The sequence below is a fragment of the Acinetobacter sp. ANC 5600 genome, assembly GCF_002018395.1.
In the GTDB taxonomy this organism is placed as follows: Bacteria; Pseudomonadota; Gammaproteobacteria; order Pseudomonadales; family Moraxellaceae; genus Acinetobacter; species Acinetobacter amyesii.
Genome location: NZ_MVKW01000002.1, coordinates 15,532 through 31,407 on the forward strand (window position 1 = coordinate 15,532; position 15,876 = coordinate 31,407).

A 15,876-nucleotide genomic window follows, 5' to 3' on the forward strand; every position below is an offset into this window, starting at 1 on the left:
TCAATTTCGCTTGCATTTTTCACGGTGCTTTTTAAAATACGCTTTTGCTTTAAAAAGCACCTGCCCCTCGAGGATTCTCCCGTGCACGCTCTGGAACAGAAAATCTTAGCTGAAGGTATCGTTCTCTCTGAAGAAGTTCTGAAAGTCGATTCTTTCCTGAACCACCAAATTGACCCTGTGATGATGCAGCAAATTGGTCAAGAATTTGCCCGTCTTTTTAAAGATGCTGGCATCACAAAAATCATTACGATTGAAGCATCAGGTATTGCACCTGCAGTAATGGCTGGTCTTGAACTTGGTGTTCCTGTGATTTTTGCACGTAAATATCAATCTTTAACCTTAAAAGATGATTTGTATCGCTCAAAAGTGTTTTCTTTCACAAAACAAACTGAAAGCACTATCGCGATTTCTAAAAAGCACATCAATGCTGAAGATAAAGTTTTAGTGATTGATGACTTTTTGGCCAATGGTCAAGCTGCTTTAGGTCTTGCAGATCTTATTCATCAAGCAAGTGCTGAAGTATTGGGTATCGGTATCGTGATTGAAAAATCATTCCAACCTGGTCGTGATATTTTGCTTGAAAAAGGCTATCGCGTTGAATCATTGGCACGTGTGAAATCGCTGGCGAATGGTACAGTTGAATTTGTTCGTGACTAGTTTGCGTTCAAAAGAAAAAAGAACACATCAGGTGTTCTTTTTTTTTGCTAAAAATTTGCCATTAAGGTGACATAGAGCGCACTTTTTAACACCTTAGTTACAAGCAGACAAAACATCGGTGTGCAAAACTCGATAAAATTCAGGAAAATCGTCACATTTGATCGAATGGGTCAACTACTCATCTGTCAAATTACATTATGCTGCACCATAAATTCGGCCACTTTATTTTTTAAGGCTACGGAAAGTTATGAATACAGAAGAGCAAAACATGGAATCGACAGTTAAATGTCCAAAATGTGGATCAACCCATATTGAAAAGCGTAACCATGAACAAAACTTACAAAAAATTGGTGGGGTCTTACTCAGTGGTGCAGGAACTGCTGCAGGGACTGTCGGTGGTGCGGCATCTGGCGCATCTATTGGTGCTGCGATTGGTGGTGTGACTGCAGGCCCACTTGGCGTGATTATGGGCGGAACCATCGGGACTTTTGTTGGTGCAATTAGCGTCGGTATTACAGGCGGTTTTCTCGGACACCGTTTTGGTAAAAAAGCCGGCGTGATCGTCGATCAAAATATTTTTCTCGACTACCAATGTTTAGATTGCAAACAGCGCTTTGAAGTTGAGCAACAGCCTGAAGACGCTGCAAAGACTTCGGATCAAGACTAATTTCGATATTAAAAAAGAGCACATCAGCGCTCTTTTTTAATAGGTTATTGTTTTCTAATATGTATTTCTAGTCTATTGAAATGCTATTCGAAACCATGGCGAATCAATTATTTTGAAGCATCGGTTAAAGATTTTGATTCTGCTTTGATTTGATCTTGTGTCGCCAAAAATTCTTTTTCTTCGGCTTTTTTCTCTTGCGGGAAATCCATACTGTATAAAACTGGCATTGCCGTACACAAGGAAGATGCAGCCAATGCGGAATACAGGAAAATCATTCGAAAATTAATAGACATCACACACCCCAAAGAAGAAATTTAAATACAAATCATGTAATCAAAAAATAAAAATAACGCGCCCAAAGAGACAGCAAAAATCGATTCAAGGCCATCACTGAGCAGGCTGTATTTAAAAACTTTCAATATGTTATTGATATCACTTATTTTGGGTATTTTAAGAATAGTTCGACAGATTTATTTTTATATTTTTGGGCGCAAATACAATATCGTAAATAAAAGAAATCACACGTAAAAAAGCAAGAAAAGTGCAATATTTAAACCTTTTCTTGCTCGTTCGCTACAAAGTCTGCGTAACTTCCTAGAACAAGTAAGTATCAAATCAACTTTTTGACCACTTCGCCTAGGCGTTTACCCTGCTCTTCACATAAGTTTCGCTCATCTTGACTCAATGACTGATCATGGCGCGGACCACTGACATGGCTTGCACCGTAGGGCGTACCACCCGTTTTGGTATTCGATAATGCAGGATGGGCATTACTTAGACCCATAACCATCATTCCATGATGGAACAAAGGCGGCAGCATGGTCAGCAAAGTACTTTCCTGTCCGCCATGCATTGAACCTGAACTGGTAAACACACAGGCAGGTTTGCCATGCAATGCGCCATTGAGCCAAAGCGCTGTGGTTTGATCCCAGAAATATTTCATTTCCGACGCCATATTACCAAAACGTGTCGGTGAACCAAGGGCTAAACCTGAGCAATGCGCTAAGTCATCTAAGCTACAGTAAATATCGCCTTCGGCAGGAATACTGGGCTGCACGTCAGTTACCACGGTAGATAAATTTGGAACGGTACGTATTTTTACCGCCATCCCAGAAGCTTCAATCCCATTGGCAATCAAATGTGCCATCTCACGTGTTGAACCATATTTGCTGTAATACAACACCAGTACATAAGCTTGCGTCATTTTTATAAATTCAATGAAAAAAGAAAACTATACGGTATTTTTCCTATTTTTTGGTTAAGCTAAGTGATGAAAATTGCATAAACATGACTAAAATAACTCGAGACTTGAACGAATGATCGAAGCATTTTTAAAAAAACTTCCCTTTTACGACAAGAAATGGTTTCAGTTTGTTTTATTTGTCATTCGACGTTTTGAAGCCGATCGCTGCCGTGAACAAGCAGGATCATTAACCTATACCACCTTGTTTGCAGTGGTACCCATGTTGACCGTATTCTTGGTCATCATCTCCTCAATTAAAGCTTTAGAACCTGCTCGTCAACAGCTTCAACAATTGATTTATAGTAATTTCCTACCGAAAACGACGATTGCTTTTGATAAAGCGCTAAATGCCTTCACCGATAAATCCAGTAACTTGACCGTGATAGGTGTGCTGTTTTTATTCATTACCACAGTTATGATGCTGACCAGCATTGAGACAGTATTTAACCGAATTTGGCGGGTGCGTGAGACACGTGGCGGCATTATTGGCTTTATGCGCTATTGGACTATTATCTCATTAGGCCCAATCTTACTGGGTAGCGCATTTGTTGTGTCATCTACCTTGGCCTCTATGAATGTCCTCAGCAATAATTTTGCCGGCTATGAACTGGATGGGGCTTTTCTGCTGTGGATCTTGTCTTTTTCATTGACCATTTTAGGTTTTTTCATTCTGTATTGGACGATTCCCAACCGCAGTGTGCCGATTAAGGCGGCGCTGATCGCGGGTGTCTTTAGTGCCGTGGTATTTGAATTACTCAAAAACCTCTTTGGCTTTGTCATGTCAAATTTCACCAGTTATCAAATCGTTTATGGTGCATTTGCTGCGGTGCCAATTTTCCTGCTTTGGATATTCCTTTCATGGAATATCGTGCTGATTGGGGTAGAAATTAGTTATGCACTGACAGCTTTCAATTCGGGCAACGACCAAAAACGTCATCCTGTTATTATGTTGATGGATTTGCTTGAATTATTTTATAAAAAGCAAAAACTCGGTCAGAGCGTGACAGAAAAAGAAGCGCTTGAGGTTTTAGGGCGTGATGAAATCGGCCGCCTGCCAAGCTATATTTTATTGTTTGAAGAGCAACACCTGATTAAACGTACAGATGATGATCATTATGTTTTAGTTCGGAATTTAACCCAAGTGGACTTTTGGAGTTTTTACAGTAAGCTGCCCTATCCGCTCCCTAAACGGCAAGATTTAGGTCGCGTCGATCCAGATGATGTTTGGATGGAAAAAATTGGGCCGCAACTGGTCGAATCGGATGATTATCTCGCGGCCAAACTCTCGATTCCACTTGCGACTATTTTTGAAGAAAAATAAGCGTAAATAAAAAAGGAGAGCCGTAGCTCTCCTTTTTTATTTATACATGATCTTAGGTCGCTGTGCGCTGACGTCCCATCAATTTAGACAACCACCGATGCAAGGTTACCGTCATCACTCCAACCATTACTAAGGCCGTTCCCAAAATAAAGTTCAGTTCAATCGTTTCGTTTAAGATCAATACGCCAAAGACTAGTCCAAAGATTGGGGTAAGGAATGAAAAAACGCCCAGACCATTGGCCAGATATTTACTTAACAGCCAAAACCAAAGCATCAGGCTAAAAAATGAAATAATGAGCACATGAAAAATCATACTGCCGATGGACAACACCGTCCAATGTACAGTCATTTGTCCTGTCAGCCACGCCACGGGTAATAAAAATACACAACCACCAACCAACTGATAAAACAAGGTCTGAGTCGGAGGTGCATCAGAGAGTTTGGTGAGTCTTAATGAAATGGTGGTCAAGGCCCACATCACCCCAGCAAGTAATGCCATCGCATCACCCAACAGGGCTTGAGTGTTGACTGTAGTACTACTTTCACGTCCCATAAACGACAGTACTATTCCTGAAAAGGCAATAAAAATACCGACCCATTGGATCGCTGTAAGCTTTTCTTCAGGCAACTTCCAATGTAAACCTAGTGCCACGAATATCGGTGCGGTATAGAGCAAGACAACAGTATGTGATGCAGAGGTATAGCGCAGGGATTCTGCCACTAAAATAAATTCGGCTGAAAATAAAAACGCCAACCAAATACCCGGCAGCAAGTATTCGCGTGTATATAAATGTGTTCCCGGCTTGAGACGAATCAGTGGAAAGACCAACAGCGCAGCCAAACCCGATCGAATGGCAATTTGCATGATCGGCGCAATATCAACCGCGGCCAATTTCAAAATGACCTGCTGAATCCCTAAAATCATGCACAAAATAATCATCAAACCAGAAGCTTTTGCATCTAGCGCCTTACGCTGTTCCACACTATTTACTCGACAATACGACAAGCAACACTATAGAACTGTCAGAAATAAAATATATACTTCAAAATAGACAAGTGATCTTCTTATTCAGGCAAAATTTCTTATGGGTCATAAAGCTCGTGCAGATCATACGCAGTTGCAACAACTTCCCACCAACGATGAAATTCAAGCAGCGCTGTGGATCAGTTTTCGTGACGATCCTGCACTGTCTGTTTATCCCGTCCACGGGCATGCTTGGGGTGAATTTGTCTATGCCTTTAATGGCGTGATGGAAGTAAACATCAATCAAATAGACTATATTACCCCTCCACCTTATGGTATCTGGCTTCCCCCACACTTAGAACACAGTGGTTTAAATCGTACTGCGGTTTCACATGGAACCTTATATGTACATGAATCTCTATGCACCTACTTGCCGAAACAACCGGGGATTTTACTCAGCTCACCTTTAGTTACAGCGATATTCAGCCATTTGCGTCTGTTGCATCAACATGTCGATCTCATGGAAAATACGGCCGAGTATCAACGCTTACTCCATGTGATCTTAGATCAACTGCATCAAGCCAAACTGGTCAGTAGTTATTTACCGCATTCGGATCACCCTGCCCTCAAACAGCTGCTTGATTATTTACATCAACATCCTGCAGATCAGAGCACGCTTGAGCAATTGGCAAAGCGGATAAATATGACGGAACGTACTCTGGCGCGTTATTGTCAAAAAGAACTCGGGATGTCACTGCATGAATGGCGACAACGTCTCAAAGTTATGAAAGCCATGTCGATGCTCAACGCAGGTCAAACCGTCGAAAATATTGCTTTAGAACTTGGTTATGCCAATGCCTCGGCGTTTATTAATATGTTTAAAAAATGGATGCTTTGCACCCCAGATCAGTTTAGAAAATCTGCTTTAAAGCCCTAAATTTGTTTAAATTTAGCCGCAAGGATCTCTATAAAGTGATTCAACAATCCGCTAAGATCAAAAAATCCACGAAGAATGATAATGATTCCATTTCGAATGAATAAAAAAACAATTTTAGCGCTGTGTTTATCTGCCGTATTTTTAACGGCTTGTAGTTCAAAAGAACAGCGTGAATTTAAATCTGCACTCAAAATAGCTCAAAGTGGTGATGCGACTGCGCAAATGAAAGTGGGTGATTTATACCTCACTGGAACGGGCACAGAACAAAATATCGAACAAAGTGTACATTGGTACAAAGCTGCTGCGGATCAAGGCACTACGGACGCATTCGCATGGTTAATGACTCAAACCTACCAAGGAAACTCTCATGCAGATCAAGTGATTCGAAAGATGCAGCAAGATGGCAATATTTTCCTTGCACACTGGGTGCTAGACCTTGCAAAAAAGACTCATGATCCTGCTGCTGAATATACCGTTGGTTGGATGTACGACACTGGAAAAGGCTTAATTCAAGATAAGCACCAAGCGCAAATTTGGTATGAAAAAGCTGCCAAACAAAAGAATGTCGAAGCGATCAAAGTCTTGGGAAATCAACATTATTTTTCTGAACATCCTTCGTCTACACCGGACAAAGCAGCCGAATATTTAAGCTATGCTGCAGAACAAGGACAAGATGCTGACGCCGCAATGAAAATGGCACATTATTATCATTATGATATTCGAGATGGTGAAAAAGCGCGACAATGGTATGCCAAAGCAGGTGCATTGGGAGACACCGACTCACAGCATATTGCCGACACCTATGAAACATGGAAAGACACTGGTCCTTTACAACCCAATGAGCCACCACCATCAAGTAGCACTGAATAAATCAATCAAAAAAGGCTGCATTAAGCAGCCTTTTTTGTATTTCGTTCACAGTTTATTTGACAAAGGTTGTCCAGATATAATCCTGATTTTTTCCTTTTAGGGTCATTTTCAACTGCTCACCTGACTGTAGTGCCGCGACACCTGCAGGCGTACCTGTCATGACCACATCACCCGCTTCAAGACTAAACACTTGGCTAATATCGGCCAGTAATGTACCCACATCAAAAATCAGCAATGCAGTATCACCGTTCTGACGCAGTTCATCATTGACATGCAAGGTGTAATGCACATCTTTCCAATCTTGAACCACCTCTTGGACATCGACCCAATCCGCAAGGATGCAAGAACCATCATAAGCTTTGGCACGTTCCCACGGCTGACCTTTTTTCTTTAAGTCATCTTGTAGATCACGCAAAGTCAGATCAAGACCCAAAGTCACAGCTCCGACTGCTTCTAAGGCTTTGCGTGGATCAGTTTCAGCCGATAAAGGTCGATCAATACGTAAACTTAATTCGCATTCATAGTGACAACTGCCCCATACAGGATTCCATGAGATGCCTTGGTCTAATGCGGTTAATGCACTTGGCGGCTTCATAAAAAGTACAGGACGGTCAGGAATTGCATTGCCTAATTCTTTGGCATGATCTGCATAACTACGACCGACGCAAACAATTTTAGATGGACGTGACTGCATACTACTCCCTCTTTTGTTATGAATAGATTGTCTTAGTGTTGAAAAGTATTGCTAAAAGTCGCTTGGTCCGCAGCATTTTTAAATGCACTTTTCGGCACAATAATCACGGTTTTATTTTTCAGCTCAAGCATATAGGTCAATTTGCCTTCAGCAAAATTTGCCACTTCAGCATAATGAAAGACATTCTTACGCCCATTGGCATGAATTTCTGCATAGTCTTGAAATAAATCAATACCTTGTTCACTTTTGCCTAATTGGTATTTTACAAATTGGCGTTTAAACATCATCGGTAAAAACCAATAACGCATGATGCCTTGAAGGAGTAAAAAGAAAGCACCCAGACCAACATAGTAGGCACCAACGCCATCTACACCCAAGTAAAAACCCCAGATGATAATCCCAAGGCTAATGGCTGGCGTTAAAAAACGCGTAAATTGCTTTTTGCCAAAAGTAGCTAGTGCAAAACCATCCTGTGATTCTTCTAGATTTAAAAAATAGCGCAGCGATAATGCAGGTAGATTCTCAGACATAAGCGTATGAATATTTAAAAATGAATTGCGCTAAATACTACACCACAATTCAAACTTGCTTCATGCTTTTTAATGGTCGGTTGTAACACTTCACTACTTCCCTTCCATCTAGAAATACGTTAAAAACAGCAACAAATAAAAGATTGCATACGCAGGATGTGACATGCAGATAACAAAAATAATGATAGTGCTGGTGTTTCTGAGTGGACTGAGCATATCGACCAGTTGGGCCAAATTCGTTCAATGGCAACCCCAGATTCCTAGTAGTTTGGACTTATTTAATGGCAATGCCAAAGCCTTGGCCAATCTTGCCGGTGATCACATCGTGATTTTTGCGCATCCCTCACAACAGATTAGTCTGCCCACGATGAAAGCAGGTCAAAAAGTCGTTGGTAAATTTCAAAGTGCCGCTGTGGTTGTCCCAACCAACAGCAAAAATGTGGCCAGATTACTCAGTAATTATCCAAACTACGCCGGCTTATTTCCCACGCTAAAATCTGCTGAGGTTTTGCAACAACAAGGTTCAACCAGCCAAGTTGAATATCGTATCCATATCCCGACACCGATTCCGGTTTTAAACTTTAAAGAAACCGTGGTGATGCAGCACCAAATTGATCACAACAGCATTAATAGTTTGGTTCTGCAAGCACCGGTGCCCTTTGGTGCAGGAAAAATTGAATGGTTTGAGATCGATGCACAACACACCTTGATTAGTGTGACCCAATGGGGCGATTTAAATCAGCCTAAAGGTTTTTTGTTTAGCAAAATATTAAATGCCTTACCCGATGCCAAATTAGGGATTCCTGCGGGAACCAATAGTTTTTTACTGGAATCATTACAGCGCCGATTTAAAGCCTTTAGTAGTGAAACTCTCGCTGCAAATCAATTGCCTGAACTCAAATTAAATGCCTCCCAACTCGACAAAGTCACCCAATTAAGTCAAAGCTCGAAAGAACCTGTGTCCTTTATTTTGGCAGCGCAGCGCGTTCCCTTTGGGCAAAATTATGAATTGATGCGCTTTAGCACCAGTTTTCAATATTATGCACAAGAGCCTTCGAGCTTACAGCGCTGGATTAATGTGTCTTCGTTCAAGCACTTATTTCCAAGACAAGTTAAACATATGCAAGTGCAGAAAATTAATCCGCACCTCATGGATGCCGACTATAAAATTTCGGTGGGTTTAGGCGTGATCAATATTCCCTTTGATTTTAAAATGCGTTTTAACTACCCAGACTTACTGCAAAATCAATATACCGCAACCGGTGGAGACCTAAAGTTTGTCCGAGGTGCAATGCATATTCGCCCCTTACAACAAGGATCGTTATTACAATTGACCAGTGCGGTGAAGATTGATGACAAAGCACCGTTTTTACTTCGCGCCATGCGCAGTATGCCGTATCACGACATGTTGCCGGCTTTAGGCGGAAATACGGTCTTTGCACTCAAAGTTAAACAGAAGTTAAATTTGAACCTTGATTGATGAGCTGAATTTATTGGTTTTAGCTATATTTTAGACACAAAAAAACCGCAACATGTGCGGTTTTTTCAATCTTGATCAAGTTGGTGCGCTCAGAGAGATTCGAACTCCCGACCCCTTAGTTCGTAGCCAAGTGCTCTATCCAGCTGAGCTATGAGCGCGACGTCTTGATGAGGCTCATTATACGTGATTTTTATTTTTTGTTAAGAGCTTTTTCATATAAATTTAACCAAACGCACAGCAAATAAACAATTACCCTTTAAACACGCTAAAAATCAGCTAGATTTACTTTTTTAATGGCTTTTGCATCACAAGTTTGGAATTTAAACTTAGCAATACTCATGTATAAATGCTCAAGATAGATAACAAATCTATCGACATCATTGAGTCACTGCTTTAACTCACTCAATTCTTTTTTAAACTTAGATTTAAAAAAATTGCATCACTATGAATATCTGAAAAAAGGGTTATCTATAGAAGATAAGCAAAATTGAAATTTACTGATGGGTAGTTTTATGAAATAGAACGCTTAATAGAATCCAAACAAAAGACAGCTATATCAAAGCGATAAATCACAAGCACAAAAAAACCGCAACATGTGCGGTAATTTGTTCAAGTTGGTGCGCTCAGAGAGATTCGAACTCCCGACCCCTTAGTTCGTAGCCAAGTGCTCTATCCAGCTGAGCTATGAGCGCGTAACTTGTGTCGTCTTAAAAGACTACGTTTTCAGATTTACTTATTGGTGCGCTCAGAGAGATTCGAACTCCCGACCCCTTAGTTCGTAGCCAAGTGCTCTATCCAGCTGAGCTATGAGCGCGACATAAGTAAATCGTGGCGGTGAGAGAGGGATTCGAACCCTCGATACAGTTGCCCGTATGCATCCTTAGCAGGGATGTGGTTTCAGCCACTCACCCATCTCACCGTAACGTGCCGCCATAATACAAAGATCATGATACGACTGCAAGCACAGTCGTTATATTTTTTTCATTTTTTTACTCAATTAGATATTTTTTAAACGATTTTCAAAAAATTAGCGCAAAATTAGTTCAGCACGCGCTGCTATCCCCTACTTTTCAGCTTTAGACATTATAAAATATCGGCATAAAACACTTTATTGCAATCAATTGCGTGCAGTATCTGCTTGCATGACTTATGCTAATCCTAATCTTCTGATTTGAAGCCAAATACATATGAAAAACTGGGTCGACCCTGAAGCAAAAGCTGAAGCCGAACGTTATGACAATCCAATTCCAAGCCGTACTCTAATTCAAGAGACGATTGAACAACTGAAAACTGCAATGTCGCATGCCGATCTTGTAGAACATTTTGAAATTGCCGATCAAAAAAGTATTGATGCACTGAGTCATCGTCTGATTGCGATGGTTCGAGATGGTCAGTTGATGAAAGATGGATTTAAGTTCCAGCTTGCAGCTGAGCAACCGACTCATGAAGCAACGGTTTATATCAACTCAAAAGGTTTAGGCACAGCCAATATTAGCGGTGAAGATGACCTTTTACTTCCTGAGCGTGAGTTACGTCAGGTGTTTAATGGTGACCGTGTTAAAGTCCGCCAAACTTCGGTAGACCGTAAAGGCAAAGCATGGGGCTTTATTACTGAAGTTCTACAGCATCGTGTCAAAGAAATTATTGGTAAAGTGTCTGAGTATGAAGGTGAATATTTTATTCAGCCGGCAAATCCCAATGCACACCAACCGATTACGTTAGAAAGAGAATTAATCGAGCATGCCAAAGTCAAACTCGGTGACTCTGTACGTATTGCGATTGACAGCTACCCAACCAAAGAAGAATTTGCGACAGGTCATATTGTTCAGTCGATGGCTGATAAAGCAGACACTGAAATTATTATTCCACAAACCATTTTAGAGTTTGGTTTACCTTACGAATTCCCTGAAGCGGTACAACAAGAAGCCGACAGCTTTAAAGAACCATCAGAACAAGACCGTGAAGGTCGTGTCGATTTACGTGATTTAGCACTTGTCACCATTGATGGTGAAGATGCACGCGACTTCGATGATGCCGTGTATGCTGAAAAACGTCCGGGTGGTGGTTATCGCGTTGTGGTGGCAATTGCCGATGTCAGCCATTATGTACGTCCGGGTAAACCGCTCGATGACGAAGCTCAAGAGCGCGGTACATCGGTGTACTTCCCTCATTTTGTATTGCCGATGTTGCCTGAGGCACTGTCGAATGGTTTATGTTCTTTGAACCCACACGTAGACCGTTTATGTATGGTCTGTGATTTAAACTTATCTCGCGCAGGTCGTGTTACTAAGTTTGAATTCTACCCAGGTGTGATGCATTCAAAAGCTCGTTTGACCTATACCCAAGTTGCCGAATATTTTGAGGGTAATAGTCAAGCCATTCCTGAAGACCGTGATGTGCGTAAATCGGTCAATACCTTATTCCAGTTGTATCAAGTGTTGAAAGGCTTACGTGCTGAACGCCACGCGATGGAATTTGAAACCGTTGAAACCTATATGACCTTTGATGAGCTAGGCGGTATTAACGAAATCCTACCGCGTAGCCGTAATGATGCACACAAACTGATTGAAGAATGTATGTTGTTGGCAAACGTTGCAGCGGCAGAGTATGCTTTAAAGAATGAAATTCCGATGCTGTACCGTGTGCATGAGCCACCTGAGTTCTCACGTATTCAAAAGGTTCGTGATTTTGTGAAGTTATTGGGGCTGCCATTCCCTGAACAGCCGACTCAAGCTGACTATCAAGCCGTAATCGATGCCACCAAAGACCGTATTGATGCTCCAAGTATTCATGCCGTTTTACTCCGTTCAATGATGCAAGCTTATTATGGCGCGAACAATGCTGGTCACTTTGGCTTGGCTTATGAAGCGTATACGCATTTCACATCTCCAATCCGTCGTTATCCAGACTTGTTACTTCACCGTGCCATCAAAGCACAATTAAAGAAAAAACCTTACCCAATTTCTGGCGCTTCGCTGGATGATGCTGGTGAACACTTCTCTGCGACTGAGCGCCGTGCAGATGAAGCATCACGTTCTGTCACTACATGGTTGAAGTGCCATTACATGCAGCAACATTTGGGTGAAGAGTTTGTCGGCACTATCAGTGCGACTGCTGAATTTGGCCTGTTTGTAACGCTCAAAGACTTATATGTTGATGGCATGATCCACGTCAGCCAATTGGGTGATGACTTCTTTGTCTATGACCAACCAAGTCAGAGCTTAATTGGTCAATCTCGCGGTCAAGTTTTCAGTCTAGGCGATGAAGTGAAAATTAAAGTCGCTGGTGTAAACCTAGAAGAGCGCAAAATTGACTTTGAATTGATTCAACAATTGAGCCATGCAGGTCGCGCTATTCGCGCACGTGCCCCTCGTGTTGCAAAACCTACAGCCAAAGAAGAAGTCTTTTCAGAACGTAAAACCAACGTTGCTGAAGATGGAGAACAGCCCATACGACGCAAAAAGTCAAAATCTAAGCCCAGTTCATTCGGTAAAAAGCCTGCTAAAAAATCTGCAAGCAAATCTGAAGCGAAGGCTAAAGATAAAGTGAAGAAAAAATCTAAACCGAAAAAGAAAAAATCCAATGCAAAATCATCTGCGGATTAAGTTTTAAATCAAGAGCGCTTCGGCGCTCTTTTTGATTCTTAATGTCAATGAAGACTTCGCGCCCGCTGTAGAAGATGAATAATTCCTGATTTAGTCTTGATTTAACCTGCAACAAACCCTACATCTATAAATAACTCAGGATTTATATGAAGTAGAAAATATGACTTTAGAAAAGGCAACATTACCTGTTCCACAATTTGACCAAATCACATTGGAACAGCTGAAAGAAAAAATTCAAAGCGCCATTCAACAAGGTCAGCAATTTCTCAATGAATTAACAGAAGTCCCTGATTCGATTCAGCAACAACTGAATACCTTAGAACAAGTTGATCGCCTAGAAAATAATATGAGCGAAGCTTGGGGCGTGTTGTCACACTTAAATGCTGTGATGAACAACGCGGAAACCCGTGAGCTGTATCAGGCTTTATTACCCAGTCTGAGTGAGTACTATACACAGCTAGGTCAACATACAGTGTTGTATCAAACCTATCAGCATGTACATGACAACAGTGTATTTGACACGCTTCCTGCAGCACAGCAAAGCGCGATTAAACTTGCGTTACGAGATTTTAAACTTTCAGGCGTAGCCTTAGAAGGTGAAGCGAAAAAACGCTATGCAGAAATATCTGCACGACTTTCACAGTTATCATCAGACTTTTCCAATCACGTATTGGATGCCACCCAAGCCTACTTCAAACCTTTAACTGAAGCGCAGCTCAAAGGACTACCTCAAGGCAGTATTGAACTTCTGAAACAATATGGTCAACAACGCGAACTCGAACAGGCTGTAGCCACACTCGACTTCCCGTCTTATATTGCCATTATGACCTATGCAGAAGACCGCGAAGTGCGTGAAGCACTCTATAAAGCCTATACCACACGTGCCTCTGATCAGGCAGACTCTGCTGAATTTGATAATACAGCGGTCATGGAAGAAATCTTGAAACTACGTCAGGAAATGGCTAGCCTGCTTGGTTTTAACAACTACGCCGAATTGTCTTTAGCAAGCAAAATGGCACCCGATGTGGCAACTGTAGATCAGTTCCTGATTGAACTGGCAGAACATGCGCGTGCGCCAGCAGAGAAAGAAATCGCTGAACTGAAAGCCATTGCAGCGCAAGACGGTATCACTGAGTTGCAACCGTGGGATGCCACTTTCTATTCAGAAAAACTCAAAGTTCAACAGTTTAATTTGTCACAAGAAGACCTGAAGCCCTACTTCCCTGCACCTAAAATTATTCAAGGCTTGTTCAGCATTGTAAATCGTCTCTATGGCATCAATGTGATCGAGCGTGAAGCGCCTGTTTGGCATCCTGATGCACGTTATTTTGAACTTGAAGATCAAGGCAGCGTGATTGGCGGTTTTTATTTTGACCTGTATGCACGAAGCGGTAAACGTGGCGGCGCATGGATGAGCGGCTTCCGTTCACGCATGCAAACTGAAAATGGTCTGCAAAAACCAATTTGCTACATGGTCTGCAACTTTACCCCACCTGTCGGTGAGCAAGCTGCTTTACTTACCCATGATGAAGTAACGACGTTGTTCCACGAATTTGGTCATGGCTTACATCACATGCTCACTGAAGTCGATAACATTGCTGTGGCTGGTACACATGGCGTGGCGTGGGATGCTGTAGAGCTGCCAAGTCAATTCATGGAATTTTGGACTTGGGATCAAGAAAGTTTAGATTTACTCAGTGAACATATCGAATCAAAGCAAACTTTACCAGCCGATCTGCTAAAAGCACTGCAAGATGCACGTTTCTTCCAGTCAGGGATGCAAACGTTACGTCAAATTGAATTTGCCATGTTTGACTTAAATATCCATAAGGCCAACCCTGCTTTGGATGCTACAGGCATCCAAAAAACCTTAGATGATATTCGTCAAAAATATGCAGTTGCACCCACCACTTCGTACAACCGTTTCCAACATGGTTTCAGTCATATCTTCGCAGGTGGTTACGCTGCTGGCTATTATTCATACAAATGGGCAGAGGTTTTGGCAAGTGATGCCTTCGACCGATTCGAAAATGAAGGAATTTTTAATACTTCGACTGGCAAGTCGTTTAGACAATTTATTCTAGCAGTTGGCGGAAAAGATACGGCACTTGACGCATTTATCAATTTCCGCGGACGCGAGCCAAAAATAGATGCTTTGCTGCGTCATCAAGGTTGGACGAACGCATCTAAAAACGCTTAAACTAGGGACCTTAGTTAGATTCAAGGTAAGTATGATGACCATTAAACGACGCTTCATTGCAGGTGCAAAATGTCCAAAATGCCAAGCGATGGACCGGGTTGTCATGCTGACCTCTGGCGAAGACGAATGGATCGAATGCATTGATTGTGGTTACAGTGAAAATCGACCGACTCATGTCGATCAACCTGAACAACCCGCCGTGCCAGACGATATCGGTGTGATCCAATTTAAGCCACGTCAGCCTAAATAAAAATTAAGGTCAAGCAATGACAGAAGATCAAAGACATAATCCAAAATTGTTAGTTGGAATCATTGGGGGCTTAACGTTATTGATTGCTATCTTTTTTGCATATCAATGGTTAAGCAGCAGTACAGCAGATAAATCTGCGCTTCAAGAAGAAATGGTCGCTGCACCGGCTAAACCGCCTGTTGCAGTCCCAGTCCAATCTGAAACTGAAGCATCAGTCCCTGTCGCAGAGACTGAAACCCTTAAATTGGTCGAAGAAGACATTTTAGATGCAGCTGTACCTGAAAATGCCTCTTTAGCCAAAGAGGAAATTGCCAAATTAGATGACATTCAACAACAATTGAATGATCAGGAGCAAAGTTTAAAACAGCAGCATTCTGATGCAGATGAGCTGATTAAACTGAAAGAAGAACAAATTAAATTACTCGAAGCCCAGTTAGCACAACAAGCAAAATAACCGA

Annotated in this window: 15 protein-coding genes and 4 tRNA genes; 10 read left to right on the forward strand and 9 right to left on the reverse strand. The window is 41.7% G+C overall.

The genetic code is table 11. From position 1 onward, the window contains the following. Nucleotides 1-81: 81 nt before the first annotated feature. Complete coding sequence (locus tag B1201_RS03845) at nt 82-657, forward strand: xanthine phosphoribosyltransferase (RefSeq protein ID WP_078189246.1); 576 nt, start codon at nt 82-84, stop codon at nt 655-657. 268 nt (nt 658-925) lie between these two features. After that, nucleotides 926-1,324 (forward strand): hypothetical protein, encoded by a 399-nt coding sequence (locus B1201_RS03850; RefSeq protein WP_143221668.1) that lies wholly within the window; start codon nt 926-928, stop codon nt 1,322-1,324. A gap of 107 nt (nt 1,325-1,431) precedes the next feature. Here B1201_RS03850 and B1201_RS03855 read toward each other — a convergent pair whose 3' ends face one another. Together B1201_RS03855 and wrbA are read right to left on the reverse strand one after the other, a co-directional pair. Next, nucleotides 1,432-1,617, reverse strand: coding sequence for a hypothetical protein (locus tag B1201_RS03855; protein WP_078192436.1), 186 nt, complete (start codon nt 1,615-1,617; stop codon nt 1,432-1,434). A gap of 317 nt (nt 1,618-1,934) precedes the next feature. Further along, nucleotides 1,935-2,528 carry an NAD(P)H:quinone oxidoreductase gene (gene wrbA / locus B1201_RS03860; protein WP_078192437.1) on the reverse strand — a complete coding sequence of 198 codons (594 nt, stop codon included), beginning with the start codon at nt 2,526-2,528 and terminating at the stop codon, nt 1,935-1,937. A gap of 112 nt (nt 2,529-2,640) precedes the next feature. Between wrbA and B1201_RS03865 the strand changes: the two genes are divergently transcribed. After that, nucleotides 2,641-3,888 carry a YihY family inner membrane protein gene (locus B1201_RS03865; RefSeq protein WP_078192438.1) on the forward strand — a complete coding sequence of 416 codons (1,248 nt, stop codon included), beginning with the start codon at nt 2,641-2,643 and terminating at the stop codon, nt 3,886-3,888. A gap of 52 nt (nt 3,889-3,940) precedes the next feature. Here the strand turns inward: B1201_RS03865 and B1201_RS03870 are convergent, their stop codons facing one another. Beyond that, a complete protein-coding gene (locus B1201_RS03870) occupies nt 3,941-4,870 on the reverse strand; it encodes a DMT family transporter (RefSeq protein ID WP_213032927.1) in 930 nt (309 codons plus the stop codon). 103 nt (nt 4,871-4,973) lie between these two features. Here B1201_RS03870 and B1201_RS03875 point away from each other — a divergent pair, with 103 nt between their 5' ends. Together B1201_RS03875 and B1201_RS03880 are read left to right on the forward strand one after the other, a co-directional pair. Beyond that, nucleotides 4,974-5,789, forward strand: a complete 816-nt coding sequence (locus B1201_RS03875) for an AraC family transcriptional regulator (protein WP_078192439.1) — start codon at nt 4,974-4,976, stop codon at nt 5,787-5,789. A gap of 96 nt (nt 5,790-5,885) precedes the next feature. Beyond that, entirely contained in the window at nt 5,886-6,659 is a 774-nt protein-coding gene (locus tag B1201_RS03880) for a tetratricopeptide repeat protein (RefSeq protein ID WP_171263736.1), read from the forward strand. Between the two features lie 52 nt (nt 6,660-6,711). On the opposite strand, the gene B1201_RS03885 is transcribed toward B1201_RS03880, so the two are convergent. Next, nucleotides 6,712-7,353, reverse strand: a complete 642-nt coding sequence (locus B1201_RS03885; protein ID WP_078192441.1) for a fumarylacetoacetate hydrolase family protein — start codon at nt 7,351-7,353, stop codon at nt 6,712-6,714. Nucleotides 7,354-7,385: 32 nt separating this feature from the next. Next, nucleotides 7,386-7,883, reverse strand: coding sequence for a YcxB family protein (locus B1201_RS03890; RefSeq protein WP_078192442.1), 498 nt, complete (start codon nt 7,881-7,883; stop codon nt 7,386-7,388). A gap of 163 nt (nt 7,884-8,046) precedes the next feature. On the opposite strand from B1201_RS03890, the gene B1201_RS03895 reads away from it, so the two are divergent. After that, nucleotides 8,047-9,363 (forward strand): hypothetical protein, encoded by a 1,317-nt coding sequence (locus B1201_RS03895; protein ID WP_078192443.1) that lies wholly within the window; start codon nt 8,047-8,049, stop codon nt 9,361-9,363. 81 nt (nt 9,364-9,444) lie between these two features. Here B1201_RS03895 and B1201_RS03900 read toward each other — a convergent pair. From B1201_RS03900 to B1201_RS03915, 4 genes are all read right to left on the reverse strand, one after another. Continuing rightward, nucleotides 9,445-9,521, reverse strand: a tRNA-Arg gene (locus B1201_RS03900). Nucleotides 9,522-9,978: 457 nt separating this feature from the next. Beyond that, a tRNA-Arg gene (locus B1201_RS03905) sits at nt 9,979-10,055 on the reverse strand. A gap of 45 nt (nt 10,056-10,100) precedes the next feature. Continuing rightward, nucleotides 10,101-10,177: transfer RNA gene (locus tag B1201_RS03910), tRNA-Arg, on the reverse strand. Nucleotides 10,178-10,192: 15 nt separating this feature from the next. Then, a tRNA-Ser gene (locus tag B1201_RS03915) sits at nt 10,193-10,282 on the reverse strand. A gap of 268 nt (nt 10,283-10,550) precedes the next feature. Between B1201_RS03915 and rnr the strand changes: the two genes are divergently transcribed. The 4 genes from rnr to B1201_RS03935 all read left to right on the forward strand — a co-directional run bounded on the left by rnr (nt 10,551) and on the right by B1201_RS03935 (nt 15,872). Continuing rightward, nucleotides 10,551-12,968 carry a ribonuclease R gene (gene rnr / locus B1201_RS03920; RefSeq protein ID WP_078192444.1) on the forward strand — a complete coding sequence of 806 codons (2,418 nt, stop codon included), beginning with the start codon at nt 10,551-10,553 and terminating at the stop codon, nt 12,966-12,968. Between the two features lie 160 nt (nt 12,969-13,128). After that, entirely contained in the window at nt 13,129-15,168 is a 2,040-nt protein-coding gene (locus B1201_RS03925; protein WP_078192445.1) for a M3 family metallopeptidase, read from the forward strand. 40 nt (nt 15,169-15,208) lie between these two features. Then, entirely contained in the window at nt 15,209-15,418 is a 210-nt protein-coding gene (locus tag B1201_RS03930) for a YheV family putative zinc ribbon protein (RefSeq protein WP_171256675.1), read from the forward strand. Nucleotides 15,419-15,434: 16 nt separating this feature from the next. Beyond that, nucleotides 15,435-15,872 (forward strand): hypothetical protein, encoded by a 438-nt coding sequence (locus B1201_RS03935; RefSeq protein ID WP_078192446.1) that lies wholly within the window; start codon nt 15,435-15,437, stop codon nt 15,870-15,872. The last annotated feature ends 4 nt before the right edge of the window (nt 15,873-15,876 follow it).